The sequence below is a fragment of the Sphingomonas phyllosphaerae genome (assembly GCA_036946405.1).
Classification (GTDB): Bacteria; Pseudomonadota; Alphaproteobacteria; order Sphingomonadales; family Sphingomonadaceae; genus Sphingomonas; species Sphingomonas phyllosphaerae_D.
Genome location: JAQIJC010000001.1, coordinates 1,906,640 through 1,931,937, shown reverse-complemented (window position 1 = coordinate 1,931,937; position 25,298 = coordinate 1,906,640). Strand labels below are relative to the sequence as shown.

17 protein-coding genes are annotated in these 25,298 nt (G+C 67.0%); 9 read left to right on the top strand and 8 right to left on the bottom strand.

Annotated elements, in window-relative coordinates; translation table 11 throughout:
- Positions 1-10: 10 nt before the first annotated feature.
- Together glyS and PGN12_09365 are read right to left on the bottom strand one after the other, a co-directional pair.
- On the bottom strand, positions 11-2,236 hold the full coding sequence (glyS, locus tag PGN12_09370; GenBank protein MEH3104100.1) for a glycine--tRNA ligase subunit beta: 2,226 nt from the start codon (positions 2,234-2,236) through the stop codon (positions 11-13).
- Positions 2,233-3,114 (bottom strand): glycine--tRNA ligase subunit alpha, encoded by an 882-nt coding sequence (locus tag PGN12_09365; GenBank protein MEH3104099.1) that lies wholly within the window; start codon positions 3,112-3,114, stop codon positions 2,233-2,235. The genes glyS and PGN12_09365 overlap by 4 nt, the downstream gene beginning before the upstream one ends.
- Positions 3,115-3,214: 100 nt before the next feature.
- On the opposite strand from PGN12_09365, the gene PGN12_09360 reads away from it, so the two are divergent.
- From PGN12_09360 to PGN12_09345, 4 genes are all read left to right on the top strand, one after another.
- The gene (locus PGN12_09360) at positions 3,215-4,114 is read left to right on the top strand and encodes a TraB/GumN family protein (GenBank protein MEH3104098.1); all 900 of its coding nucleotides are present in this window, start codon (positions 3,215-3,217) and stop codon (positions 4,112-4,114) included.
- A gap of 297 nt (positions 4,115-4,411) precedes the next feature.
- A complete protein-coding gene (locus PGN12_09355; protein ID MEH3104097.1) occupies positions 4,412-5,065 on the top strand; it encodes a 50S ribosomal protein L25/general stress protein Ctc in 654 nt (217 codons plus the stop codon).
- 92 nt (positions 5,066-5,157) lie between these two features.
- Positions 5,158-5,724, top strand: coding sequence for an aminoacyl-tRNA hydrolase (gene pth, locus PGN12_09350; GenBank protein ID MEH3104096.1), 567 nt, complete (start codon positions 5,158-5,160; stop codon positions 5,722-5,724).
- A 123-nt stretch (positions 5,725-5,847) separates the two neighbouring features.
- A complete protein-coding gene (locus PGN12_09345) occupies positions 5,848-6,432 on the top strand; it encodes a TIGR02466 family protein (protein ID MEH3104095.1) in 585 nt (194 codons plus the stop codon).
- Here PGN12_09345 and PGN12_09340 read toward each other — a convergent pair.
- Positions 6,416-7,276 carry an oxidoreductase gene (locus tag PGN12_09340; protein MEH3104094.1) on the bottom strand — a complete coding sequence of 287 codons (861 nt, stop codon included), beginning with the start codon at positions 7,274-7,276 and terminating at the stop codon, positions 6,416-6,418. The two genes, PGN12_09345 and PGN12_09340, sit on opposite strands and share 17 nt — an antisense overlap.
- A gap of 100 nt (positions 7,277-7,376) precedes the next feature.
- Between PGN12_09340 and PGN12_09335 the strand changes: the two genes are divergently transcribed.
- Positions 7,377-9,065, top strand: coding sequence for a DEAD/DEAH box helicase (locus tag PGN12_09335; GenBank protein ID MEH3104093.1), 1,689 nt, complete (start codon positions 7,377-7,379; stop codon positions 9,063-9,065).
- A gap of 204 nt (positions 9,066-9,269) precedes the next feature.
- Here the strand turns inward: PGN12_09335 and PGN12_09330 are convergent, their stop codons facing one another.
- The gene (locus tag PGN12_09330) at positions 9,270-11,768 is read right to left on the bottom strand and encodes a DUF839 domain-containing protein (protein ID MEH3104092.1); all 2,499 of its coding nucleotides are present in this window, start codon (positions 11,766-11,768) and stop codon (positions 9,270-9,272) included.
- Between the two features lie 402 nt (positions 11,769-12,170).
- On the opposite strand from PGN12_09330, the gene rplJ reads away from it, so the two are divergent.
- From rplJ to rpoC, 4 genes are all read left to right on the top strand, one after another.
- Positions 12,171-12,686 (top strand): 50S ribosomal protein L10, encoded by a 516-nt coding sequence (rplJ, locus tag PGN12_09325; GenBank protein MEH3104091.1) that lies wholly within the window; start codon positions 12,171-12,173, stop codon positions 12,684-12,686.
- A gap of 70 nt (positions 12,687-12,756) precedes the next feature.
- Complete coding sequence (rplL, locus tag PGN12_09320; GenBank protein ID MEH3104090.1) at positions 12,757-13,134, top strand: 50S ribosomal protein L7/L12; 378 nt, start codon at positions 12,757-12,759, stop codon at positions 13,132-13,134.
- Positions 13,135-13,757: 623 nt separating this feature from the next.
- On the top strand, positions 13,758-17,948 hold the full coding sequence (rpoB, locus tag PGN12_09315; protein MEH3104089.1) for a DNA-directed RNA polymerase subunit beta: 4,191 nt from the start codon (positions 13,758-13,760) through the stop codon (positions 17,946-17,948).
- A 133-nt stretch (positions 17,949-18,081) separates the two neighbouring features.
- The gene (rpoC, locus tag PGN12_09310; GenBank protein MEH3104088.1) at positions 18,082-22,380 is read left to right on the top strand and encodes a DNA-directed RNA polymerase subunit beta'; all 4,299 of its coding nucleotides are present in this window, start codon (positions 18,082-18,084) and stop codon (positions 22,378-22,380) included.
- Between the two features lie 295 nt (positions 22,381-22,675).
- Here rpoC and PGN12_09305 read toward each other — a convergent pair whose 3' ends face one another.
- The 4 genes from PGN12_09305 to PGN12_09290 are packed head-to-tail and all read right to left on the bottom strand — an operon-like array spanning position 22,676 to position 25,240.
- Complete coding sequence (locus tag PGN12_09305) at positions 22,676-23,389, bottom strand: ribonuclease T (protein ID MEH3104087.1); 714 nt, start codon at positions 23,387-23,389, stop codon at positions 22,676-22,678.
- 8 nt (positions 23,390-23,397) lie between these two features.
- Positions 23,398-23,907, bottom strand: coding sequence for a hypothetical protein (locus PGN12_09300; GenBank protein MEH3104086.1), 510 nt, complete (start codon positions 23,905-23,907; stop codon positions 23,398-23,400).
- A complete protein-coding gene (gene nadC / locus PGN12_09295) occupies positions 23,904-24,749 on the bottom strand; it encodes a carboxylating nicotinate-nucleotide diphosphorylase (GenBank protein MEH3104085.1) in 846 nt (281 codons plus the stop codon). Before nadC ends, PGN12_09300 begins: the two co-directional genes overlap by 4 nt.
- Positions 24,746-25,240: an SH3 domain-containing protein gene (locus PGN12_09290; protein MEH3104084.1), complete on the bottom strand. Its 495-nt coding sequence runs from the start codon at positions 25,238-25,240 to the stop codon at positions 24,746-24,748. The genes nadC and PGN12_09290 overlap by 4 nt, the downstream gene beginning before the upstream one ends.
- Between the last annotated feature and the right edge of the window lie 58 nt (positions 25,241-25,298).

Genomic DNA, 25,298 nt, shown 5'->3' with positions numbered 1-25,298 from the left:
CGGTTTGTCGTCAGCCCTCGATTCTCGAGAAATCGGCGACCTTGTGCACTGCGGCGCGGATGCGCGCCAGCAGGATTAAACGTGTTTTACGCTTTTCCTCATCCTTGTCGTTGACGGTAACGCTATCAAAAAACGCATCAATTGGCGCGCGGAGTGTCGCGAGCGCGGCCATCGCGCCCTCGAAATCCTCGCGCGCGATCGCCTGCGCCGCGGCGGGCTCGGCGGCGTCGAGCGCGGCGATCAGCGCAGCTTCGTCCTTTTCGGGCGTGTAGGACAGGGGGTTGTGGGTTCCCTCGGACGACACCGACTGATCGAGAGAGACATGGGCCCCTGCCTGCGCAGGGGCGACGGGGACGTTTTCTTTCTTCAGGATGTTGGCGGCGCGCTTGTAGCCGGCGAGCAGGTTCGCGCCGTCGTCGGTGCCGATGAACGACTGGAGCGCGCGGACGCGGGCGAGCAGACGGACGAGATCGTCCTCGCCGCCGAGTGCGAAGACCGCGTCGATCAGGTCGTGGCGGACGCCGGCCTCTCGTTGCTGAACCTTGAGGCGGTCGGCGAAGAAGTCGAGCAGGTCGGCCGGCACACGATAGCGCAGGTTGTTTTCGGTCATCAGGCGGATGACACCCAGCGCCGAGCGACGAAGCGCGAACGGGTCCTTCGAACCGGTCGGCGCCTGTCCGATCGCGAAGAACTGCTGGAGGCTGTCAAGCTTGTCCGCCAGCGCCACCGCCACCGTCACCGGATCGGTCGGCACCTCGTCGCCCTGCCCGACGGGCTTGTAATGGTCGCGGATCGCGTTCGCGACCGCTTCGTCCTCGCCCTGCGCGGCGGCGTAATAGCCGCCCATCAGGCCCTGCAATTCGGGGAACTCGCCGACCATGCCGGTGACGAGATCGGCCTTTGCGAGTCGGGCGGCGCGTTCGGCTTTAGCGGCGAGTTGCTCCCTCTCCCCTGCGGGGAGAGGGAGGGTCGGGTCGTCCATGCTCCCAGCATGGACTGAACGATGCGGGGCATCGTTCACCCGACCCTGGTGAGGGGTTGGTATCTCATCGAGACCGGGCTCTCGCTGAGACACCGGCCCCTCACCCACACCCTCTCCCCTGAGGGGAGAGGGCTTAATGACACCCTCTTCCACCAGCCAGCGCGCCAGCTTGGCGACGCGCTCGACCTTATCCGCCACCGTTCCCAGCTTCTCGTGGAAGACGATCCGGTCGAGCTTCGTCGCCTGCTCCGCCAGCGGCACCTTCAGATCGGTGTCGTAGAAGAAGCGCGCGTCGCTCAGCCGGGCGGCGAGCACCTTGCGGTTGCCCTCGACGATCTTCGCGCCGCCGTCGTGCGCGTCGATGTTAGCGGTACAGACAAACGCATTCGCCAGCTTGCCGTCAGCACCGCGGCACACGAAATATTTCTGATTCACCCGCGCGGTCAGCTGGATAACCTCGGGCGGGACCGACAGGAAATCCTCGTCGAAGCGGCCGAGCAGCGGCACCGGCCATTCGGTCAGCCCGGCGTTCTCGGCGACCAGCCCCTCGTCCTCGACCAGCACCAAGCCCGCTTCGGCGGCGAGCGCGGTGGCGCGGTCGCGGATCAGCGCGGCGCGCTCGTCCTGGTCGACGATGACGTGGCAGGCGCGCAGCTTCTCGACATAATCCGCCGCCGAGCCGATCGTGATCGCGCCGGGATGGTGGAAGCGGTGCCCTAGCGTTGCCGCGCCGCTCTCGACCCCGGCGATCGACACCGGCACGACCTCTTCGCCGAACAGGGCGACGATGCCCTGCAGCGGGCGCACCCAGCGCAGGCTCTCGGTCGACAGTGAGGCCGCGCCCCAGCGCATCGACTTCGGCCACGGGAAGGCGCGGATTACCGCCGGGACCGCCTCGGCGAGCAATTCGGCGGTCGCACGGCCGGGCTTTTCGGTGATCGCGTAGAGCACGCCGTCACGCTCGGTAAGCTGCCCGGCGGTCAGTCCGGTCTTGCGGAGGAAGCCTTCCAGCGCCTGCGGCGGCGCGGAGGCGCGCGGGCCCTTCACTTCCTCGCTGACCGCCTGCGTGGCGTCGGGCAGGTCGCGCAGGATCAGCGCCAGGCGGCGCGGCGTCGCATAGGTAACGGTCGCGGCGGCGGTGAGCCCGGCCTTCGCCAGCTCGGCTGCGAACAGCCGCGCGAGATCCTCGCGCGCCTTGCCCTGCATCCGCGCCGGGATTTCCTCCGAGCGGAGTTCGAGAAGAAAATCGCTCACGCCGCCCACCCGTTCTTTTCCATATATGCGGCGCACGCCGCCTTCGCGAGATCGCGGACGCGGCCGATATACGCCTGCCGCTCGGCGACCGAGATCACGCCGCGCGCCTGCAACAGGTTGAAAGTGTGGCTGGCCTTGATCGCCTGTTCATAGGCGGGGATCGGCAGCTTCGCCTCAAGGCTACGCTCGCACTCGGCCGCGGCCTTCCTGAACAGGTCGAACAAGGCGTCGGTGTCGGCGACCTCGAAATTCCACGTCGACATCTGCCGCTCGTTGTCGAGGAACACGTCGCCGTACGACACGCCGGCATCGTTGAACGCCAGATCGTAGACGTTGTCGACGTTCTGGATATACATCGCCAGCCGTTCGAGCCCGTAGGTCAACTCGCCCGCGACCGGCTTCATGTCGAACCCGCCCATCTGCTGGAAATAGGTGAATTGCGTCACCTCCATCCCGTCGCACCAGACCTCCCAGCCCAGCCCCCAGGCGCCGAGCGTCGGGCTCTCCCAATCGTCCTCGACGAAGCGGATGTCGTGCAGCCCGGTATCGACGCCGATCGCGGCGAGGCTGCCGAGATACAGTTCCTGCAGATCGGGCGGGCTCGGCTTCAGGATCACCTGATATTGGTAATAATGCTGGAGCCGGTTGGGGTTCTCGCCATAGCGGCCGTCGGTCGGGCGGCGGCACGGCTGGACATAGGCGGCGTTCCACGTCTCCGGCCCCAGCGCGCGCAGCGTGGTGGCGGGGTGGAAGGTGCCGGCCCCCATTTCCATGTCATAGGGCTGGAGGATCGCACAGCCGCGCTCCGACCAATATTGGTGGAGCCGCAGGATCATCGCCTGAAAGCTGAGCGGGCGGGGAGCGCTGATGTCGGTCATGGTGTCGGTCACAGGGCCGAGCCTGTGGCGCAAGGGCAGCACGGAATCAACAAAAGGGTGACGCTTCCCTTTCGTGTTGGGGCTCGGCATGGAGAGCGCCATGAAGATCACCGCTCCGCTGTTCGCGCTGTTGCTCGCCTTGCCGCTGCCCGCCTGTGCGCAGCCGGCCCCCGCGCCCGCCGCGACGGCGCAGGATGCCGATCCCGCCTTGTGGGTGGTCAAGGACAAGGACACGACCATCTATCTGTTCGGGACGATCCATGTCCTGAAGCCGGGGCTGTCGTGGTTCGACGAGGCGGTGAAGAGCGCGTTCGACCGCTCGCAGACATTGGTGCTGGAGATGGTCGAGCCCGACGCCGCCACGCAGCAGCGCGTGGTGAGCGCCGCCGCCTTCGACCCGAACGGCACGCCGCTGACGCAGCAGCTGTCACCCAATTATCGCGCCGCCTTCGCCAAGGCGATGGGCGACGGGCAGGTCCAGCCCGCGGTGTACGAGAAGATGCGTCCATGGTTCGCGGCGGTGACGCTGTCGCTGCTGCCGGTACGCCAGCTCGGCTATGATCCGGCGAACGGACCGGAGAAGGTGCTGACCGACGCGGCGAAGGCGGCGGGCAAGCCGGTCGTCGGGCTGGAGACGTTCGAGGGGCAATTGGGCGTGTTCGGCAAGCTGTCAAAGCCTGCGCAGGTGCAGTTGCTGGAGAGCACGCTCGACGAGCTGCCCAAGGTCGATGCGACCTTCACGACGCTGGTCGATGCGTGGGCGAGCGGCGAGCCCGAGGGCGTGGCGAAGGAGATGAACGAGTCGCTGAAGGACTCGCCCGAGGTCGCGAAGGTGCTGCTCACCGACCGCAACAAGCAATGGGCGGCGTGGATCGCGGAGCGGATGACGCGGCCGGGGACGGTGTTCATCGCCGTCGGCGCCGGGCATCTGGCCGGCGCGGGCAGCGTGCAGGACCAGCTGGGGGCGTACAAGCTGAAGGCGGTGCGGGTGACGTATTGAGGCCGTAGGATGCCGTCGCCCACGTATCGTCGCCCCTGCGGAGGCAGGGGCCTATGGCTGTGTCGTGCTCGTGCGACTTGGACACATAGCCCGATCGCTTTGTGTCAGACCTTGATGCGCGACGATGCAGACATGGGCCCCTGCCTTCGCAGGGGCGACGGCGTGGGGGGGGCGATGGTGTATGACGGCGTATATTGCATTTCCCGCCCTGCCCGGCTAAGCGCGCGGGCTTCCGGTCATGGTCATCCCTGGAGGCGTGGTCCGGAAAGCATATCACCGTATTTCGGAGCATTTGAGATGAGCGACACCATTACGCTCGCAGCCGAGACGCGTGACCGGGTTGGCAAGGGAGCCTCCCGTGCACTCCGTCGCGACGGCCGCGTCCCCGCCGTGATCTATGGCCAGAACAAGGAGCCGACCTCGATCCATCTCGAGGAGAAGGCACTCGTCAAGGCGCTGATGACCGGCCACTTCATGAACTCGGTCATCATGGTCGACGGCACGCGCACGCTGGCCAAGGACGTGGCGTTCCACCCGGTCACCGACCGTCCGACGCACGTCGACTTCCTGCGCATCGGCGAGCACGAGACCGTGACGATCGCGGTGCCGGTCGTGTTCACCGACGAGGACGACGCGCCGGGCATCAAGAAGGGCAATGGCGTGCTCAACATCGTCCAGCATGACGTCGAGCTGGTCGTCGACGCCGCCGACATCCCCAGCGAGATCACCGTTTCGCTCAAGGGTCTCGAGATCGGCGACACGATCCACATCTCCGACCTGAAGCTGCCGAAGGGCGCGAAGCCGGCCGCTGAGGGCGAGGTCGCTGTCGCCACGCTGGTGGCGCCGACCGTCCCGACCGCAGCGGACGAGCAGGCCGACGCCGAAGTCGCCGAGGCGCAGGCTGCCGAAGCCGCCGAGGAAGCCGGCGAAGGCGAGGACAAGGGCGAGTAATCGCCGGTCCGCCGGTTTCGTGCGGACCATCTTCGGGGGCAGGGCAGCGGCGACGCTCCCCTGCCCTTTGCTTTTGGAGAGAAGGATCAGCGATGCACTTGTGGGTGGGGCTCGGCAATCCGGGCGCGCAATATGCGATGCACCGCCACAATGTCGGCTTCATGGCGGTCGACGCGATCGCCGAGGTCCATGGCTTTGCTGCGCCGTCAAAGAAATTCCAGGGCTGGTTGCAGGAAGGCCGGATCGGCACGACCAAGGTGCTGCTGCTCAAGCCCGCGACCTTCATGAACGACAGCGGCCGCTCGGTCGGCGAGGCGCTGCGCTTCTACAAGCTCGGCACCGACGCGCTGACCGTCTTCCACGACGAACTCGACCTCGCGCCGATGAAGGTCAAGGTGAAGCAGGGCGGCGGCACCGCCGGGCATAACGGGCTGCGCTCGATCGACCAGCATCTGGGTGCGGACTTCCGCCGCGTGCGGATCGGGATCGGGCATCCCGGGCACAAGGATCGCGTGACCGGCCACGTGCTCGGCAATTACGCCAAGAGCGAGATCGACGCATTGAGCGACGTGCTGGGCGCGCTGGCCGCGGAGGCGGCGTGGCTCGCGCAGGGGGACGACGTGCGGTTCATGAATGACGTGGCGCTGCGGTTGGGGTGAGCGCCCCCTTCCGTTCGCCCTGAGCTTGTCGAAGGGCGTGTGCCGGGCCCGTGCTTCGACAAGCTCAGCACGAACGGCGGGAAAGGTCGCGGCGTCGCGAAAACCGTCGTAAGGACCCCCATCATGCCGACCCGCCAGCTCTTCCCGACCCTGTTCTACGAAGCCGATGTCGCCGACGCCGATCTGCTCGCCGACCTCGACACCTCGTGCCGCGCGCTGGCGGACGAGGATGTCGCGGGGAAGCGCTGGTCGAAGGCGCATGGCTATCGCGGGTACACCAGCTACGCCTCGCTCAACGATCTGCCGATGCGCGATCCGGTGTTCGCCGACCTCAAAAAGCTGCTCGACCGCCATGTCGCCGCCTTCGCCAAAGAAGCCGGGTTCGATCTCGGCGGGCGCAGGCTCAAGCTCGACAGCCTGTGGGTCAATGTCATGAAGCCGGGCGGCACGCATTCCGGGCACCTGCACCCGCACAGCGTCGTCTCCGGCACCTTCTATGTCGCGGTGCCCGAAGGGTCGGGGGCGCTGAAGCTGGAGGACCCGCGGCTGCCGATGCTGATGGCCGCCCCGCCGCGCGACGGCACGTTCGTCTATGCCGAGCCGCGCGACGGCGCGCTGTTCCTGTGGGAAAGCTGGCTGCGGCACGAGGTGATGACCAGCACCGCCAAGGCCGAGCGGATCAGCGTCAGTTTCAACTACCGCTGGTAGCGTCGGGGTAGTCAGCGCCGAGCGCTTCGTCGCGCAGCCCCTCGATCTCCGCGACCCGCGCGCGCAACCGCTCGGTCACCGCATCATAGCCCCATTTGCCGAGCACCAGATGCCGCGGCGGCGCCTCGCGCATTACCGCGGCGATCATCGCCTCGCCCGCGCGCACCGGGTCGCCCGGCTGGTTGCCCGAATAGCCCTTGGTGGTCGCCATCCGTGCCGCGGCGGTATCGGCATAATCGGCGATGTGGCTCTCGGTCTGGCGCAGCGAGCGGCCCGCCCAGTCGGTGCGGAACGGCCCCGGCTCGACACAGGTCACGGAAATGCCGAGCGGCGCGACCTCGGCGGCGAGCGCGTCGGAGAAGCCCTCCACCGCATGTTTCGAGGCGGCATAATAGCCCGACGACGGGAAGCCGACGAGCCCGGCGACCGAGGTGATGTTGACGATCGCGCCCTGCCGGCGCGCACGCATCCCGGGCAGCACCGCGCGCGTCATCGCGAACAGGCCGAAGACGTTCGCGTCGAATTGCGCGCGGATCTCATGCTCCTCGCCCTCCTCGACGCTCGACTGGTAGCCATAGCCGGCGTTGTTCACGAGCACGTCGACGCGGCCGAAGCGATCCTCGGCGACCTTCACCGCAGCGGTGATCGCGGACGCATCGGTGACGTCGAGCGCCAGCGCGAGCAGCCGATCGTCGTGACCCGACGCGAGGTCCGCAACCCGCGCCGCATCGCGCGCGGTCGCTACCACGCGCCAGCCTCTCGCGAGCACCAGCTTCGCCAGTTCGCGACCGAAACCGGTCGAGCAACCGGTGATGAACCAGACCGGATCGGCGGGAGGCGTCATATGAAAATTCCATGATGGGCAGGAGTGCTGTCGCAACGCGACGCCGTCCCCTGCGTTCCCACTGGCAATTGTCGGCTGAAAGGTCCATGTGGGAGCCTTCATGGACTTTCCGAATCTCCCCCCCGCGCTCGCCAGCGCGCTCGCCACGCGTGGTTACACCGCGCTCACTCCCGTTCAGGCCGAGGTGACCGCCGAGGTCGCGCATGGCCGCGACCTGCTCGTGTCCGCACAGACCGGCTCCGGCAAGACAGTCGCCTTCGGCCTTGCGATGGCCGAGCAATTGCTGGGCGAGGACGGCAATCTGCCGGTCGCCGGCCCGCCGCTCGCGCTGGTGATCGCGCCGACGCGCGAACTGGCGTTGCAGGTCGCCAAGGAACTGACGTGGCTCTACGCGGGCGCGCGCATCGCGACCTGCGTCGGCGGGATGGACGCCAGCCGTGAGCGTCGCGCGCTCAATCACGGCGCGCATATCGTCGTCGGAACCCCCGGCCGATTGCGCGACCATGCCGAACGCGGCGCGCTCAACCTGTCGCAGATCCGCGCCGCGGTGCTCGACGAAGCGGACGAGATGCTCGACATGGGCTTCCGCGACGATCTGCAGGCACTGCTCGACCAGACGCCGACCGAGCGCCGCACGCTGCTCTTCTCCGCCACGCTGCCGCGCCCGATCGTCGCGCTGGCCAAGGCGTACCAGCGCGACGCGCTGCGCATCTCGACGGTCAGCGAGCAGCGCGGGCACGGCGACATCACCTATCGCGCGGTGACCGTCTCGCCGTCCGAGATCGAGCACGCCGTCATCAACCTGCTGCGTTTCTACGAGGCGGAAACCGCGATCCTGTTCTGCGCGACGCGCGACAATGTCCGGCATCTCCACGCCGGGCTGGTCGAGCGCGGTTTCGCGGCGGTCGCGCTGTCGGGCGAGCATTCGCAGAACGAGCGCAACCATGCGTTGCAGGCGTTGCGCGATCGCCGCGCGCGGGTGTGCGTGGCGACCGACGTCGCCGCGCGCGGGATCGACCTGCCGACGCTCAGCCTCGTCATCCACGTCGAGATGCCGCGCGATGCCGAGGTGTTGCAGCACCGCTCGGGCCGCACCGGGCGCGCGGGCAAGAAGGGCACCGCGGTGCTGATCGTCCCCTATCCGCGCCGTCGCCGGGTCGAGATGATGCTGCGCGGCGCACGGATCGCCGCCGAGTGGGGCGATGTACCGAGCGCCGAGGCGATCCGCGCCAAGGACCGCGAGCGGTTGCTGGAGCGGCTGCTCGCGCCGGTCGAGGTCGACGACGACGATCAGGCGCTGGCGGCGGAACTGCTCAAGCAGCGCAGCCCCGAGGAAATCGCGGCGGCGCTGGTCGCGGCGCAGCGCGCGTCGCTGCCTGCGCCCGAGGAACTCGCCGATCGCAGCGAGATGACCGAGCGCCAGCAGAAGGGGCATCGCGACGGCTTCGACGACGTGGTGTGGTTCCACATGAACGTCGGGCGGCGGCAGAATGCCGATCCGCGCTGGGTGCTGCCGCTGCTGTGCCGCCGCGGGCACGTCACCAAGGCCGAGATCGGCGCGATCCGCATCGGCGCGACCGAGACGCAGTTCCAGGTGCCGAGCGCCCTCGCCGCACGCTTCGCCGCGGCGGTGAAGGCGACCGCCAATGCCGATGGCGAGGACGAGAGCGGCATCCGGATCGAGCGGATGCCGAGCGGCGCCACCCCGATCCGCAACGCCGGCGGCCCACCGCAGCGACGGCACGGCGGTGGTGGTGCGCCGCGTGGGGGGCCGCGTCCGCGGCGCTAAGAAGACCGCATTTACGCACCAGCTGTCATTGCCGCGCAGCCATTCCGTCATTCCCGCGTAGGCGGGAATCCAGAACCGCTGACGTGAAGGCCATTCACGCGAACTTGCGCGTCTGGATTTCCGCCTGCGCGGGAATGACGAAAGACGCAAACGGCGACCGTAGCCCTTCCGCTACAGTCGCCGTCTTCACATCGGCTGCGGACGTTACAGCCCGACCACCCCGCCGTCGTTCTTGGTGATGACCACCGTGGCCGAGCGCGGACGGCCGGTGCCGGTGCCGGTCGCCTGCGTCTGCGGCCAGTGCGAGGTGATGTTGTTGTAACCGCCGTCTTCACCCGGATGCTGAATGTTGATGAAGATCGAGCGGCCATCGGCGGTCGAGGTGATGCCGGTGATCTCGCACTCCTTCGGACCGACCAGGAAGCGCTTGAGCTTCGCGCCGGGCTTCGCACCGATCCGCGCGGTGGTGGTGGCGGTCCCGCCCACGGAGCTGGTGACGGACTTGGTCGTGCCGTCGCCGACGCGACCGGGCATGCCGATCAGCAACATGCAGTTGGTCACGTCGGTATAGGCGCTGTCGTCGGTTTCGACGAACAGCAGCGGCGACACCTGCCCGCCCGCGTTGGTCGGCAGCCCGAACCACAGGCCGTCCGGCGACGAGAAGTCGTTGGTGTCGTCGAGCCCCGACAGGTTGACGTTCGCCGCATCCGCCCCCGAGCGCGCGCCGAACGCATAGACGTCCCAGGTGAAGGTCAGCGATTCGGTCGAGTCATTGGCTTCGCGCAGCCGGACGATATGGCCGTTGGCATTGCCCGAGTTGGTCTTGGCGTCGGTGCGGGTGTCGACATAGGCACGGGGGTTGGCGGGATCGATCGCGCGCTGGTTGCTGCTGGTCGGGACGCCGACACGGTTCGAATTGTTGGTCAGCGTGCAATACATCTCGCCGTTGACCGGGTTCACCGCGGTCCATTCCGGGCGGTCCATCGGCGTCGCACCGAGCGCGTCACCCGCTAGCCGCGCATTGGCGAGCACGTCGGCCTGATTGGCGAACGGATAGCGCGTGTTGTTGGCGTCGAGCCCGTTCTGGCCGAACACCAGCGGCAGCCACTGCCCGGTGCCGTCGGCGTTGAACTTGGCGACGTACAGCGTGCCGGTGTCGAGGTACTTGTCGCCGGTGGCGAGGCGATCCGACGGGGTCGCGTCCGCTGCCGACCAGGCGGTGGCCGAGACGAACTTGTAGATATATTCGTTCCGGCCATCGTCGCCCATGTAGAACGCCGGCTTGACGCCCGCGATCACCCGGCCCGGCATCACGCCTTCATGCGCCATGCGGCCGAGCGCGGTACGCTTGCGCGGAGTCGAGGCCGGATTGAACGGATCGATCTCGAGCACCCAACCGAAGGTGTACGGCTCGTTGCGGAAATCGGCGGTGCCGTCCGCCGCCAGCGACGCCGAGGCGGTCGCGTTCCAGCGGCGATAGACGGTGCTGGTGGCATCGGCCGGCGTCACCGTCGACCACAGGTGGTTGCCCTTCGCCGCTTCGCCGATGCCGTAGCGCGACAGCGAAACGTTCTGCTTGGTGTTGCCGGCGGCGACGCGCACCGCGGCGTCGCCGGTGTCGCGTCGGAAATAGCCCGCCCAATTCTCCTCGCAGGTCGCGTAGTCGCCCCACGGCAGCGCGCCGTTCGCGCAATTGTTGATCGTGCCGCGGCCGGTGGTGCCGTCCTTCGAATAGACGGTGCGCAGCATCGCGTCGCCCTTCACCGGGCCGCTGAACGCGACCGGCGTGTTCGGGGTGACGCGGCGGTTCAGGCTGCTGGCCTGGACATAGCTCCACGCGCCGGTGTTGCCGGCGCGGGTGACCTCGACGACCGAGACGCCATGTGCCTCGATCTCCTTGATGACCTCGGCCTCGACGGTGCGGACGCCGTTGACGATCGTCTGCCCGGCGGCGTGCAGATAGTTCGGGTTGATATATTCGTGGTTCAGCACCAGCAGCCCGCGCGTGCTGTTGCTGGCATCGGGGGTGGTGCCGCTGGCGGCGAGGCCGAAGAAGCTCATGCCGTCATGGTTGTCGCCGGCCCGCTGCGCGAAATTGCTGTCGGTGCCGTCATTGGCATAGGCCGCGACGCTGCTGGCGAGCGGGTCGCCGAGCCGATACAGGACCGAGGCGGTATAGCCGCTCGGCACCGTCACGATATCGTTCTTGTTCTTGGCGACCGCGGTGAAGTCCAGCGTCGCCGGACTGATGACGACGGTCGAGCGCTCGGTGCTCGAACCGGCGCCGCCGGTGGCGGTGAAGGCCAGCACGACGTTCGTCGGCGTGGAGACGTTCGGCGCGACGAAGCTGACCGAGGTGCCGCTGGTCGTAAGCGCGACGCTGGGACCGCTCACTTGCGACCAGCTCGTGGTCTTGGCGTTGCTGCTGGCGGTGGCGGTCAGCGTCACGACCCGGCCGCCCTGCGTCTGGACGGTGGTGCCGTCCGACACCGTGATGACGTCGCTCTTGTTGTCGTCCGACCCGCAGCCCGTGAGCATCGACGCACCGAAGGCGGCGGTGGTCATCGCGCTCATCCCGCCCATCATCTGGCGGCGCGAGTAACGCTGCTCGACCAGCTCGCCGAGCGTGGTGGTGGTGGACGGATTGGTGTCGACGTCGCCGTCGGTGAAGACGATCATGTCGTCGTGGCGCAGGCTGGTCATTTTGGCGTTCCCCGATTTGGTTCCTTCCGGCGGCTATCGCGGCGAAGAAAGGCACCGCCGTGAACGTTCGACGACGCCGGCACGACAGTTCGGCGTCAGATACGTGACACGCCGTTCGCACTTGACCGGCCGCCGCGATCCGCTATAGGCCGCCGCGTCGCCGGACCGCTCGCGGGCATGGCACACCGTCCGAGACAGCGGGTGGCCCCTCGGGCCTTAATTCCCCGCCGAGACGGGGACAGGATCGACGCTCCCCGCGCTGGCACGATCATCGTGCGGCCGGCCGCCGGTCATTTTCCCCATCGCTGGACAATGCCGCCGTTCGCGCATCCGCGCGGCCGGCGGTTCGTATCCGGAAGGGCTGCGTGTTTCGGCACGTTCCTTCCCAATGTGGAGAATGGCATGGATCGTAGTCAGAAGACCGCGGCCGTCGCCGAGCTCAACCGTACCTTCTCCGAGGTTGCCGTGGTGGTCGTCACCCGCAACCTGGGGATGACGGTGGCGCAGTCGACCGACTTGCGCAACCGTATGCGGGACGCCGGCGCGACCTACAAGGTCTCGAAGAACAAGCTTGCCAGGATCGCACTCGACGGCACCGATTACGGCTCGATCAGCGACATGCTGACCGGTCCGGTCGGCCTGGCGACCTCGACCGATCCGGTCGCGGCCGCCAAGGTCGCCGCCGAATTCGCCAAGACGACCGACAAGTTCGAGATCGTCGGCGGTGCGATGGGCACGACCCCGCTCGACGTGGCGGGCGTGCAGGCACTGGCCACGCTGCCGTCGCTGGACGAGCTGCGTGCGAAGATCGTCGGCCTGATCGTGGCGCCTGCCACGAAGCTGGCGACCATCACCCAGGCCCCGGCCGCGCAGATCGCGCGCGTGCTGGCAGCTTATTCGGAGAAGGAGGCGGCCTGATTTCGGGCGGCATCCTGTTGATGTTTGGAATTTGGGGCACCTGTCCCCGTTTTAGATAGGAAGTAAGATCATGGCAGACCTGAACGCGCTGGTTGACCAGCTGAGCGAGCTGACCGTCCTCGAGGCCGCCGAGCTCTCGAAGCTGCTCGAAGAGAAGTGGGGCGTCTCGGCCGCTGCGGCGGTTGCGGCTGCGCCGGCAGCTGGCGGCGGCGCTGGCGCCCCGGCCGCTGAAGAGAAGACCGAGTTCGACGTGATCCTGACCGGCGACGGTGGCAAGAAGATCAACGTCATCAAGGAAGTCCGCGCGATCACCGGCCTGGGCCTGACCGAAGCCAAGGCGCTCGTCGAAGGCGCGCCGAAGCCCGTCAAGGAAGGCGTGAGCAAGGACGAGGCCGAGAAGGTCAAGAAGCAGCTGGAAGAAGCCGGCGCGACCGTCGAGCTGAAGTAAGCCGCAGCGGCGGAGACGGGCCACGGCCCGCCCCGCCACAAGGCCGGCCGACGAGCGGCCCAAGCCCGCTCGTTCGACGTCATGGGGTTTAACCCCATGACGTGGCCGCCAGCAGAAAAAGGGGCGACACCTTCGCAGGTGCCGCCCCTTTTCCGTGCGCGCTACCTTGCCGCGCGACCGTCATGCCGGACTCGTTCCGGCATCCACCGCTCCGCGAACCCGCAAGCCAATGAGTTCGAGGAACAGTGGACCCCGGAACAAGGCTCTCCTGAGCTTGTCGAAGGGTCCGGGGTGACGGGGCATTGGGGACGACGTCCGGACATTCGCAGAGGTGTCGCTCATGCGGCGCGGTGGATGCCGGAACACGTCCGGCATGACGGAGTCGCCGGCACAGGCTCGAGCCTTTCCGGCTGCCCTTGCCGGTGCGGTTTGACACGCCCCCTGCGCGCTCCTATATCCGCTCCATCACCACAGCTTCCGGGAAACGGCGCGCCTTGCGCAGCGTGTCGATCGGATTGGGAAGCCGCGGTTCAGGACGCTGAAAGCCGACGCATCTCTGCGATCGGCTTTTCTTCGTTCCACCCTGCGCCTGCATTTTGACGGCTGACGAGGCACAAGCTCCTATGGCGACCAATCCGATCGACGCGGGCACCGCGCGGACCGAAAAGGCGGGCACGCGCAAGCGTCGCATCCGCAAGGTTTTCGGCAACATCCACGAAGTCGTGCAGATGCCGAACCTGATCGAGGTCCAGCGCGAGAGCTACGAACAGTTTCTACGCTCCGACGCTTCGATCGGCTATGTCTCGGGGCTCGAGAAGACGCTGCGCAGCGTGTTCCCGATCCGCGACTTCGCCGGCACCGCCGAGCTGGACTTCGTCAATTACGAGCTGGAGCCGCCGAAGTTCGACGTCGAGGAATGCCGTCAGCGCGGCATCACCTACGCGGCGCCGATGCGCGTCACGCTGCGCCTGATCGTGTTCGAGGTGGATCCGGATACGGAAACCCGCTCGGTGCTCGATATCAAGGAGCAGGATGTCTACATGGGCGACATGCCGCTCATGACCGAGAACGGCACCTTCTTCATCAACGGCACCGAGCGCGTCATCGTCAGCCAGATGCACCGTTCGCCGGGCGTGCTGTTCGATCACGATCGCGGTAAGACGCACGCCTCGGGCAAGTATCTGTTCGCGGCGCGCGTGATCCCGTATCGGGGCTCGTGGCTGGATTTCGAGTTCGACGCCAAGGACATCGTCAACGTCCGTATCGACCGTAAGCGCAAGCTGCCGGTCACCGCGCTGCTGTACGCGCTGGGGATGAACGGCGAGGAAATCCTCAACCATTTCTACAACCGCCTCACCTTCGTGCGCGGCGCTAGTAATGTGGAGGGGGGCGGCTGGCAGATCCCGTTCCAGGCGGAAAGCTGGCGCGGCGTGAAGCCGACGTTCGACATCGTCGACGCCAAGTCGGGCGAAGTGATCTTCGCCGCCGGCACCAAGATCACCCCGCGCGCGGCGAACAAGGCCGGCAAGGACGGTCTCGAGACGCTGCTGATCCCGACCGAGGAAATCTACGGCCGGTACAGCGCCTATGACCTCATCAACGAGGCGACCGGCGAGATCTACGTCGAGGCCGGTGACGAGATCGGGCCGGAGAGCCTCGAGAAGCTCGACAAGGCGGGGATCGACCGCATCGAGCTGCTCGACATCGACCATGTCGCGACGGGTCCGTGGATCCGCAACACGCTCAAGGCCGACAAGGCCGAGGAGCGCGAGCAGGCGCTGTCGGACATCTATCGCGTGATGCGCCCCGGCGAACCGCCGACGCTGGAGACGGCGGAGTCGCTCTTCGCAGGGCTGTTCTTCGATCCGGACCGCTACGACCTGTCGGCGGTGGGCCGCGTCAAGCTGAACATGCGCCTCGACCTCGACGCCGAGGACACGGTGACGACGCTGCGCACCGAGGACATCCTCGCGGTGGTCAAGACGCTGGTCGACCTGAAGGACGGCAAGGGCGAGATCGACGATATCGACAATCTCGGCAACCGTCGCGTGCGTTCGGTGGGCGAGCTGCTGGAGAACCAGTATCGCGTCGGCCTGCTCCGCATGGAACGCGCCGTGAAGGAGCGCATGTCGTCGGTCGACGTCTCGACGGTGATGCCGAACGACCTGATCAACGCCAAGCCCGCGGTCGCCGCGGTGCGCGAGTTCTTCGGGTCGTCGCAGCTGTCGCAGTTCATGGACCAGACCAATCCGCTGTCCGAAGTGACGCACAAGCGTCGCGTCTCGGCGCTCGGGCCGGGCGGCCTGACGCGTGAGCGCGCGGGCTTCGAGGTCCGCGACGTTCACCCAACGCATTATGGCCGCATCTGCCCGATCGAGACGCCGGAAGGCCCGAACATCGGTCTGATCAACTCGCTGTCGACCTTCGCGCGCGTCAACAAGTATGGCTTCATCGAGACGCCGTACCGCAAGATCATCGACGGCAAGGTGACGGGCGACGTCGTCTATCTGTCGGCGATGGAAGAGCAGAAGCACACCGTCGCGCAGGCGTCGGCGGAGCTGAACGAGGACGGTTCGTTCGCCGAGGAGCTGGTCTCCGCGCGGCAGGCGGGCGAGTTCCTGATGGCGCTGCCGGAAACGGTGACGCTGATGGACGTGTCGCCGAAGCAGCTCGTATCGGTCGCGGCGTCGCTGATCCCGTTCCTCGAGAACGACGACGCCAACCGCGCGCTGATGGGCTCGAACATGCAGCGTCAGGCGGTGCCGCTGGTGCGCGCCGAGGCGCCGTTCGTCGGCACCGGCATGGAAGAGACCGTGGCGCGCGATTCGGGCGCGGCGATCTCGGCTAAGCGGGCGGGCATCGTCGACCAGGTCGATGCGGCGCGTATCGTGGTCCGCGCGACCGGCGAGGTCGATGCCGGCAAGTCGGGCGTCGACATCTACACGCTGATGAAGTTCCAGCGTTCGAACCAGTCGACCTGCATCAACCAGCGTCCGCTGGTGAAGGTGGGCGACGTGGTCAACGCGGGTGACTGCATCGCCGATGGCCCGTCGACCGAGTTCGGCGAGCTGGCGCTCGGCCGCAACGCGCTCGTCGCGTTCATGCCGTGGAACGGCTACAACTACGAGGACTCGATCCTCATCAGCGAGCGGATCGTGAAGGACGACGTGTTCACGTCGATCCACATCGACGAGTTCGAGGTGATGGCCCGCGACACGAAGCTCGGGCCGGAGGACATCACCCGCGACATCCCGAACGTCGGCGAGGAAGCGCTGCGCAACCTCGACGAGGCGGGCATCGTCTATGTCGGCGCCGAAGTGGAGCCGGGCGACATCCTGGTCGGCAAGATCACGCCGAAGGGCGAGAGCCCGATGACGCCGGAAGAGAAGCTGCTCCGCGCGATCTTCGGTGAGAAGGCGTCGGACGTGCGCGACACGTCGCTGCGCCTGCCGCCGGGTGTTGCGGGCACGATCGTCGACGTGCGCGTCTTCAATCGCCACGGCATCGACAAGGACGAGCGTGCAATGGCGATCGAGCGCGAGGAGATCGAGCGCCTGAAGAAGGACTCGGACGACGAGCGCACGATCCTCAACCGCGCGACCTGGTCGCGTCTGCGCGAGATGCTGCTGGGTCAGGTCGCGACCGCGGCGCCGAAGGGCGTCAAGAAGGGCGTGACCATCGACATGGAGGTGCTGGACAGCGTCGAACGCCACGAATGGTGGAAGTTCGCGGTGGCCGACGATGCGGTCCAGTCGAACCTCGAGGCCGTGAAGGGCCAGTATGACGAGGCGGCCAAGCGCATCCGCGACAAGTTCGAGGATCGCCGCGAGAAGCTGGAGCGCGGCGACGAGCTGCCACCGGGCGTGCTGAAGATGGTCAAGGTGTTCGTAGCGGTGAAGCGCAAGCTGCAGCCGGGCGACAAGATGGCCGGCCGTCACGGCAACAAGGGCGTCATCAGCCGCATCCTGCCGGCGGAGGACATGCCGTTCCTCGCCGATGGGACGCCGGTCGATCTCGTGCTCAACCCGCTGGGCGTGCCGTCGCGCATGAACGTCGGGCAGATCTTCGAGACGCACCTCGGCTGGGCAGCGCGCGGACTTGGTCAGCAGATCAAGCACGCGCTGGAGGACTGGCGCGAGGCCAATCCGGACGCCAAGGCGGGCGACATGCCCGACGCGGTCAAGGACCGGCTGCGCACCGTCTATGGTGAGCACTATCTCGACGACATCGACTCGCGTGACGCGAACGAGATCGTCGAGCTGGCGCAGAACCTGACGCCCGGCGTCCCGATGGGCACCCCGGTGTTCGACGGCGCGGTGGAGCGTGACGTGTCCGACATGCTGGAGCTGGCGGGTCTCGATCCGTCGGGCCAGTCGGACCTGTTCGACGGGCGCACCGGCGACAAGTTCGACCGCAAGGTGACGGTGGGCATCATCTACATGCTCAAGCTGCACCACCTCGTGGATGACAAGATCCACGCCCGGTCGATCGGGCCGTACTCGCTCGTCACCCAGCAGCCGCTGGGCGGCAAGGCGCAGTTCGGCGGCCAGCGCTTCGGCGAAATGGAAGTCTGGGCGCTCCAGGCGTATGGCGCGGCGTACACGCTCCAGGAAATGCTGACGGTGAAGTCCGACGACGTGGTCGGCCGCACCAAGGTCTATGAGGCGATCGTCAAGGGTGACGACACGTTCGAGGCCGGCATCCCGGAGAGCTTCAACGTGCTCGTCAAGGAAATGCGCTCGCTGGGTCTCAACGTCGACCTCAAGTCGATGGAAGAGGCGGAAGGCGACGGCATGGCCGAGGCCGCGGAGTAACCAGCCCTGTCCCCCTCCCCTTCAGGGGAGGGGCTAGGGGTGGGGCTGTGCCCTGAACAATTTCCGGGGTGGTCCGCTTGTGCGGCCCCCACCCCAACCCCTCCCCTGAAGGAGAGGGGCTAAGGAGTTCAAGATGAACGAACTGACCAATTTCGCCAATCCGCTCGCGAAGGCGGAGACCTTCGACCAGATCCAGATCGGGATCGCGTCGCCGGACAAGATCCGCTCGTGGTCGTTCGGCGAGATCAAGAAGCCCGAGACGATCAACTATCGCACGTTCAAGCCCGAGCGTGACGGCCTGTTCTGCGCGCGCATCTTCGGTCCGATCAAGGATTACGAATGCCTGTGCGGCAAGTACAAGCGCATGAAGTACAAGGGCATCGTCTGCGAGAAGTGCGGTGTCGAGGTCACGGTGTCGAAGGTCCGCCGCGAGCGGATGGGCCATATCGAACTCGCCGCGCCGGTCGCGCACATCTGGTTCCTGAAGTCGCTGCCGAGCCGCATCGGCCTGCTGCTCGACATGCAGCTCAAGCAGCTCGAGCGCGTGCTGTACTTCGAGGCGTATATCGTCATCGAGCCGGGCCTGACCCCGCTCGAGAAGTATCAGCTGCTTACCGAGGATGAGCTGCTCGAGGCGCAGGACGAATATGGCGAAGACGCCTTCTCGGCCGGGATCGGCGCCGAGGCGGTCCGCATCATGCTCGAAAGCCTCGATCTCGAGGGCGAGAAGGTGCAACTGCTCGAAGAGCTGGCGACGACCAAGTCGGAGCTGAAGCCCAAGAAGATCATCAAGCGCCTGAAGGTCGTCGAGAGCTTCCTCGAATCCGGCAACCGTCCGGAGTGGATGATCCTCGAGGTCGTGCCGGTCATCCCGCCCGAGCTGCGCCCGCTGGTGCCGCTGGACGGCGGCCGCTTCGCGACGTCGGATCTCAACGACCTGTACCGCCGCGTCATCAACCGCAACAACCGCCTGAAGCGCCTAATGGAGCTGCGTGCGCCGGACATCATCGTCCGCAACGAAAAGCGCATGTTGCAGGAAGCGGTCGACGCGCTGTTCGACAACGGCCGTCGCGGCCGCACGATCACGGGCGCCAACAAGCGTCCGCTGAAGTCGCTGTCCGACATGCTCAAGGGCAAGCAGGGCCGCTTCCGCCAGAACCTGCTCGGCAAGCGCGTCGACTATTCGGGCCGTTCGGTGATCGTCACTGGTCCGGAGCTGAAGCTGCACCAATGCGGGCTGCCCAAGAAGATGGCGCTCGAGCTGTTCAAGCCGTTCATCTACGCGCGCCTCGACGCCAAGGGCCTCAGCATGACGCTGAAGCAGGCGAAGAAGTGGGTCGAGAAGGAGCGCAAGGAAGTCTGGGACATCCTTGACGAGGTAATCCGCGAGCATCCGGTGCTGCTCAACCGCGCGCCGACGCTCCACCGCCTCGGCATCCAGGCGTTCGAGCCCGTGCTGATCGAGGGCAAAGCGATCCAGCTCCACCCGCTGGTCTGCTCGGCGTTCAACGCCGACTTCGACGGTGACCAGATGGCCGTGCACGTCCCGCTGTCGCTCGAAGCGCAGTTGGAAGCGCGCGTCCTGATGATGTCGACCAACAACATCCTGTCCCCCGCCAACGGCAAGCCGATCATCGTGCCGTCGCAGGACATGGTGCTGGGTCTGTATTACCTGTCGCTCGAGAAGCAGAACGAGCCCGGCGAAGGCATGTTGCTGGGCGACATGGCCGAGGTGCATCAGGCGCTGTTCGCCGGCGCCGTGACGCTCCACACCAAGATCGTCAGCCGCGTTCCGCAGACCGACGAACAGGGCAACCAGTATCTCAAGCGGTATGAGACCACCCCGGGTCGCATGTTGCTGGGCGAGTGCCTGCCCAAGAGCCACAAGGTCCCGTTCGACGTCGTCAACCGCGTGCTGACCAAGAAGGACGTCGGCGAGGTGATCGACGAGGTCTATCGTCACACCGGCCAGAAGGAGACGGTGCTGTTCGCCGACGCGATCATGGCACTGGGCTTCCGTCACGCGTTCCGCGCCGGCATCTCGTTCGGCAAGGACGACATGCTGATCGCGCCGGACAAGGACAAGCTGGTCGACGAGACCCGTGATCTCGTGAAGGACTTCGAGCAGCAATATCAGGACGGCCTGATCACGCAGCAGGAGAAGTACAACAAGGTCATCGACGCCTGGAGCCGTTGCGGCGATCAGGTCGCGAACTCGATGATGAACGAGATCAAGGCGGTGCGCCATTACGAGGACGGCCCGATGGTCGGCCGCGAGCGCGACATCAACTCGATCTACATGATGGCGCACTCGGGCGCGCGTGGTAGCCCCGCGCAGATCAAGCAGCTCGCCGGGATGCGCGGCCTGATGGCCAAGCCGTCGGGCGAGATCATCGAAACGCCGATCATTTCGAACTTCAAGGAAGGTCTGACCGTCCTCGAATATTTCAACTCCACCCATGGCGCGCGTAAGGGCCTCGCGGATACGGCGTTGAAGACCGCGAACTCGGGATATCTCACCCGCCGTCTGGTCGACGTGTCGCAGGACTGCACGATCGTCGAGCTGGATTGCGGCACCGAGCGCGCGCTCGAGATGAAGGCGATCGTGCAGGGCGGTTCGACGATCGCCTCGCTGGGCGAGCGTATCCTGGGCCGTACGACGGCTGAGGATGTCGTGGATGCCAAGACCGGCAAGGTCGTCATCCCGATCGGCACGCTGCTCGACGAGCCGATGGTGGCGCAGATCGAGGCGCTGGGCATCCCGGCGATGAAGATCCGCTCGCCGCTGGTCTGCGAGAGCAAGGTCGGCGTGTGCGGCAAGTGCTACGGGCGTGACCTCGCGCGCGGTACGCCGGTCAACATCGGCGAGGCGGTCGGCGTGATCGCGGCGCAGTCGATCGGTGAGCCGGGTACGCAGCTGACGATGCGGACCTTCCACATCGGTGGTGCGGCGCAGCTCAACGAGCAGTCGAACCTCGAATCGCCGGTCGACGGTACGGTCGAGTTCCGCGACCTGCGCCTGATCGAGGATCAGCGCGGCCGTCGCGTGGTGCTCAGCCGTTCGGGCGAGATCGCGATCGTCGACATGGACGGTCGCGAGCTGGCGGTGCACAAGATTCCGTACGGCGCGTACGTCATGTTCGATGATGGCCACATCATCAGCAAGGGCGACCGGATGGCGGAATGGGATCCGTTCACCATGCCGGTGATCACGGAAACCGGCGGCACCGTGAAGTTCCAGGACCTGATCGAGGGCAAGACGCTCACCGAGCAGGTCGACGAAGCGACCGGCATCGCGCAGCGCGTGGTGATCGAATATCGTGCGACCACCAAGTCGAAGGAGGATCTGCGTCCGCGCATGACCCTGCTCGACGAGGGCTCGGGCGAGGCGGCACGCTACCTGCTGGCGCCGGGCGCGGTGCTGTCGGTCGAGGACAATGCCACCGTCCATGCCGGCGACGTGCTGGCGCGTGTCGCGCGCGAAAGCGCCAAGACCCGCGACATCACCGGCGGTCTGCCGCGTGTCGCCGAGCTGTTCGAGGCGCGCATCCCGAAGGAAGCGGCGATCATCGCCAAGGTTTCCGGCCGGGTGGTGTTCGGCAAGGACTATAAGGCGAAGCGCAAGATCGGCATCCAGCCCGAGGATGGCGGCGAGGTCGTCGAGTATCTGGTGCCGAAGTCGAAGGTGATCGACGTTCAGGAAGGCGACTACGTCAAGCGTGGCGACAACCTGATCGGCGGCTCGCCCAACCCGCACGACATTCTGGAGACGATGGGGATCGAGCCGCTGGCCGAATATCTCGTCAGCGAAATCCAGGAAGTCTATCGACTGCAGGGCGTGAAGATCAACGACAAGCACATCGAGACGATCGTTCGTCAGATGCTGCAGAAGGTCGAGATCATCGAGTCCGGTGAGACCACCTTGCTGGTGGGCGAGCAGGTCGATCGCGAGGAAATGGACGCGATCAACGAGAAGCTGGAGGACGGTCAGGCGCGCGCGGCGGGCAAGCCGGTCCTGCTGGGCATCACCAAGGCGTCGCTGCAAACCCGCAGCTTCATCTCGGCGGCGTCGTTCCAGGAAACCACCCGCGTCCTCACCGAGGCGGCGGTCCAGGGCAAGCAGGACACGCTGATGGGCCTCAAGGAGAATGTGATCGTCGGGCGGCTGATCCCGGCGGGCACCGGCGCAGGCATGAACCGCCTGCGTGTGGCAGCCTCGTCGCGCGATGCGGCGTTGCGCGTCCAGCAGCGCAAGTTGCAGGAAGCGATGATCGCGGCGGGTTCGGCGGGTACGGCGTCGCAGACCCGCGCCGCCGAGGAACAGCGCAGCCCGCGCGAGGACGTCGGCACCGGCAGCGATCCGCTCGCCGCGGTCGTCCCCTCGGGCACCGGCACCGACGCCGACGCGGGCGAGTATCTGAACGAGGAGTGATCCTCGTTCAGGCCACGCGCCTGACGTGAAAAAGCCGCCGTCCGGGATGCCGGGCGGCGGCTTTTTTTTTAAAGATTGGTTTGATGTGGTCCGGTAGTTCGTCATTCCCGCGCGGGCGGGAATCCAGACGCGCAGGACTGTCGATGGAAGCGCACCCCTCCGAGGTTCTGGATTCCCGCCTTCGCGGGAATGACGATCAGGCCGAGCGCCACGCCATCAGTGCGAGCGCAGCGAAGCATTCCATGGCCGGATCACGAAACCCTGGATCGCTTCGCTGCGCTCGCAATGGCGAAACTCACCGCGGCGGCGTGATCGTGATCCGCGCCGCCGGATCGAGCCCGCCCTGATGCGCGGGGCAGCGCGCGTAGCGGAAGCGCCGGTCGGTGCACAGCCACACCTCGTCGAGCGCCCCGTCCTTCGTGCCGGTCACGCGCATCATGTCGGCGCGCAGCCCCGGATTGGCGGCGGCGATCGCCGCCGCCAGCCGCCCGGCGGTCAGCGGCGTCTGTGCCAGACGCGCCATGTCGGGGAAGCGCAGCGCGTGGAACATCGCGTTCGATTTGGTGAAATACCGCTCGGGCGTATAGCCGGCCATGCAGGTGCCGTGCTTGGCCCATTCATGCTGCATCAGCTGCGGCGAGGGTGTCGCACAGACGTGGCGGCGGATCACCTGCCGCGACAGGATCGGCGTCGCGCGACAATATTGCGGCCAGTCCTTGCCGACACCGTCCGGCCACAGCCCGTGGAGCACGAAGCCGAAACGGTTGCTGCTCCCGCACTGGAAACGCGCATTCGGCCGGTCGCCGCTGGTGCGGCAATATTCGGGGCTCCAGCTGATCGCGAGCGTATAGCTGCCGATCGGCAGACGCCGGGCCGGCTGGCTTTCCGACGGCAGATCGGGGTGCGGACGCGGCAGGTCGGCCGGGATCGCGCACGACAGCGCCTGCGCTGTCGCCACGCCGGGCGCTGCGACCGCGACCAGTGCCCCCAGCATCGCCACGCGCTTCATCGTCATCGTCATGCTTCTTCTTCCACGGGCTCCAGCCCTTCGCCGAACCACAAGCGCGCATCGTCGCGGAACAGTTGCACCACCGCCGCGATGCTCAACGCGAGGATCGCGGCCGACAGCAACAGCGCGACGACCGGCACCTTGCCACGCGCCACGACCATCAGGTTGAGCGCGAACCGCACCGCCGCGAGCCCGGTCAGGATCGTCACCACCCATTTGGCGGCAAGGCTGGCGCGCCGCGCGACCAGATACCAAAGCGCCAGCGTGATCGCGCAGCTCAGCAGCAGCGCCGCGGGCAGCAACCAGCCATAGGCGGCGGTCTTCGGGTCGAGCGCCAGCCGGTCGACAGTCTGCTGCCAGCTATACGCCCAGCCGGCCAGCGATACCGCGAAAGACGCGAGATACAGCCGCTCGAACCGCACGATCGACGCCGGACGGCCGTCCGCGCCGAAGAACGTGCGCAACGACTTATTCTCGACCGGCTTGCTCGTCTTCGTCTTCTTCCTGCGCTCGCTCATAGCTCTGCAAAGTCCAGCCCGATGTCGGCGGCGGGGGCCGACTGGGTGATCCGCCCGACGCTGACATAGCGCACGCCGCTGCGCGCGATCGCGCCTATCGTCTCCAGCGTCACCCCGCCCGACGCCTCGGTCGGCACGCGCCCGGCGACGATCGTCACCGCCGTGCGCAGCATGTCCGGCCCCATATTGTCGAGCAAGAGGTGTGTTGCGCCGGCCGCGATCGCTGGCTCAATCTGGTCGATGCGGTCGACCTCGACGATGATCGTCGCGATGCCGGCGGCCTTCGCCAGCGCCGCCGCCGGCCCGACCCCGCCCGCGACCGCGACGTGATTGTCCTTGATCATCGCGGCGTCCCACAGCCCCATGCGATGGTTCTGCGCGCCACCGGTGCGGGTCGCATATTTTTCGAGCCGCCGCAGTCCGGGGATCGTCTTGCGCGTGTCGAGCAGGGTCGCGCCGCTCCCCGCAATCGCATCGACATAGGCGGCGGTCAGCGTCGCGATTCCCGACAGATGCTGGACGGTGTTGAGCGCCGAGCGTTCGGCGGTCAGCAACGCGCGCGCATTGCCGGTGATGCGCATCAGCGCAGTGCCCGGCGCGACACGGTCGCCGTCCTGCACCAGCAGGTCGATCGCCGCGCCAGCGTCCAGCCGCCGGAAGAACGCCGCCGCGATCTCCAGCCCGCACACCGTGATCGCATCGCGGCTGTCCATCACCGCCTCGAACCGCGCCCCGGCGGGGATCACCGCGGCGGAGGTGACGTCGCCCCCCTCGCCCAGATCCTCGGCCAGAGTCGCGGCGATGAACGCGTCGAGGTCGAACCCGTCGAGCCGGAAGGTCATGGCAATTCCTCAGTCGGCGCGACGCCCCAGACGCGATCGGTCTGGATGAACCCCGCCTGCCCCTTCACGTCGAACCGGCACCAGCCATTGCCGCAGCGGGTCACCCGCCCGACGACGCCGGGCTGCACCCGCCACACGATCGTCGGCCCGCCGGGCCGGTCACGCAATTCGGCCGGCTCGGTCCCGCGCACGATCGCGGTCCGCCGGCTGCTGAGCAAGGCGTTGAGCATCCAGCCTTGCGTTCCGTCCGGGTCCTCGACGCGGCGCCATTCCTTGAACGCCTCCAGCACGCGCACCGGCAGGTCGGCGCGGACATAGATCCAGCTCGCCGGGAAGTTGCGCCCCGGCCCGGTGCGCATCCGCGCACGCGAGGCGGCGATCGAGCCGATATAGGGCGGCTTCTTCGCGTCGGTGTCCGCCGCCGCGGGCACGGGCGCGAGCAACGACGCTGTCGCCACCGCCGCCACGAAGGTGAGATGATCCCTGTTCACATCCACCCTCTAGCCACGCCGACCCTGCCGCATCAACCGTTGACGCATGGGCGCCGCT

Bases quoted from the DNA above. Each gene is read 5' to 3' on its own strand.
- rplL (MEH3104090.1), top strand. From the start codon at position 12,757: ATGGCAGACCTGAACGCGCTGGTTGACCAGCTGAGCGAGCTGACCGTC.
- PGN12_09335 (MEH3104093.1), top strand. From the start codon at position 7,377: ATGGACTTTCCGAATCTCCCCCCCGCGCTCGCCAGCGCGCTCGCCACG.
- PGN12_09330 (MEH3104092.1), bottom strand. From the start codon at position 11,768: ATGACCAGCCTGCGCCACGACGACATGATCGTCTTCACCGACGGCGAC.
- PGN12_09355 (MEH3104097.1), top strand. From the start codon at position 4,412: ATGAGCGACACCATTACGCTCGCAGCCGAGACGCGTGACCGGGTTGGC.
- PGN12_09365 (MEH3104099.1), bottom strand. From the start codon at position 3,114: ATGACCGACATCAGCGCTCCCCGCCCGCTCAGCTTTCAGGCGATGATC.
- PGN12_09305 (MEH3104087.1), bottom strand. From the start codon at position 23,389: ATGAAGCGCGTGGCGATGCTGGGGGCACTGGTCGCGGTCGCAGCGCCC.
- PGN12_09300 (MEH3104086.1), bottom strand. From the start codon at position 23,907: ATGAGCGAGCGCAGGAAGAAGACGAAGACGAGCAAGCCGGTCGAGAAT.
- PGN12_09360 (MEH3104098.1), top strand. From the start codon at position 3,215: ATGAAGATCACCGCTCCGCTGTTCGCGCTGTTGCTCGCCTTGCCGCTG.
- nadC (MEH3104085.1), bottom strand. From the start codon at position 24,749: ATGACCTTCCGGCTCGACGGGTTCGACCTCGACGCGTTCATCGCCGCG.
- PGN12_09345 (MEH3104095.1), top strand. From the start codon at position 5,848: ATGCCGACCCGCCAGCTCTTCCCGACCCTGTTCTACGAAGCCGATGTC.
- rpoB (MEH3104089.1), top strand. From the start codon at position 13,758: ATGGCGACCAATCCGATCGACGCGGGCACCGCGCGGACCGAAAAGGCG.
- rpoC (MEH3104088.1), top strand. From the start codon at position 18,082: ATGAACGAACTGACCAATTTCGCCAATCCGCTCGCGAAGGCGGAGACC.
- pth (MEH3104096.1), top strand. From the start codon at position 5,158: ATGCACTTGTGGGTGGGGCTCGGCAATCCGGGCGCGCAATATGCGATG.
- rplJ (MEH3104091.1), top strand. From the start codon at position 12,171: ATGGATCGTAGTCAGAAGACCGCGGCCGTCGCCGAGCTCAACCGTACC.
- PGN12_09340 (MEH3104094.1), bottom strand. From the start codon at position 7,276: ATGACGCCTCCCGCCGATCCGGTCTGGTTCATCACCGGTTGCTCGACC.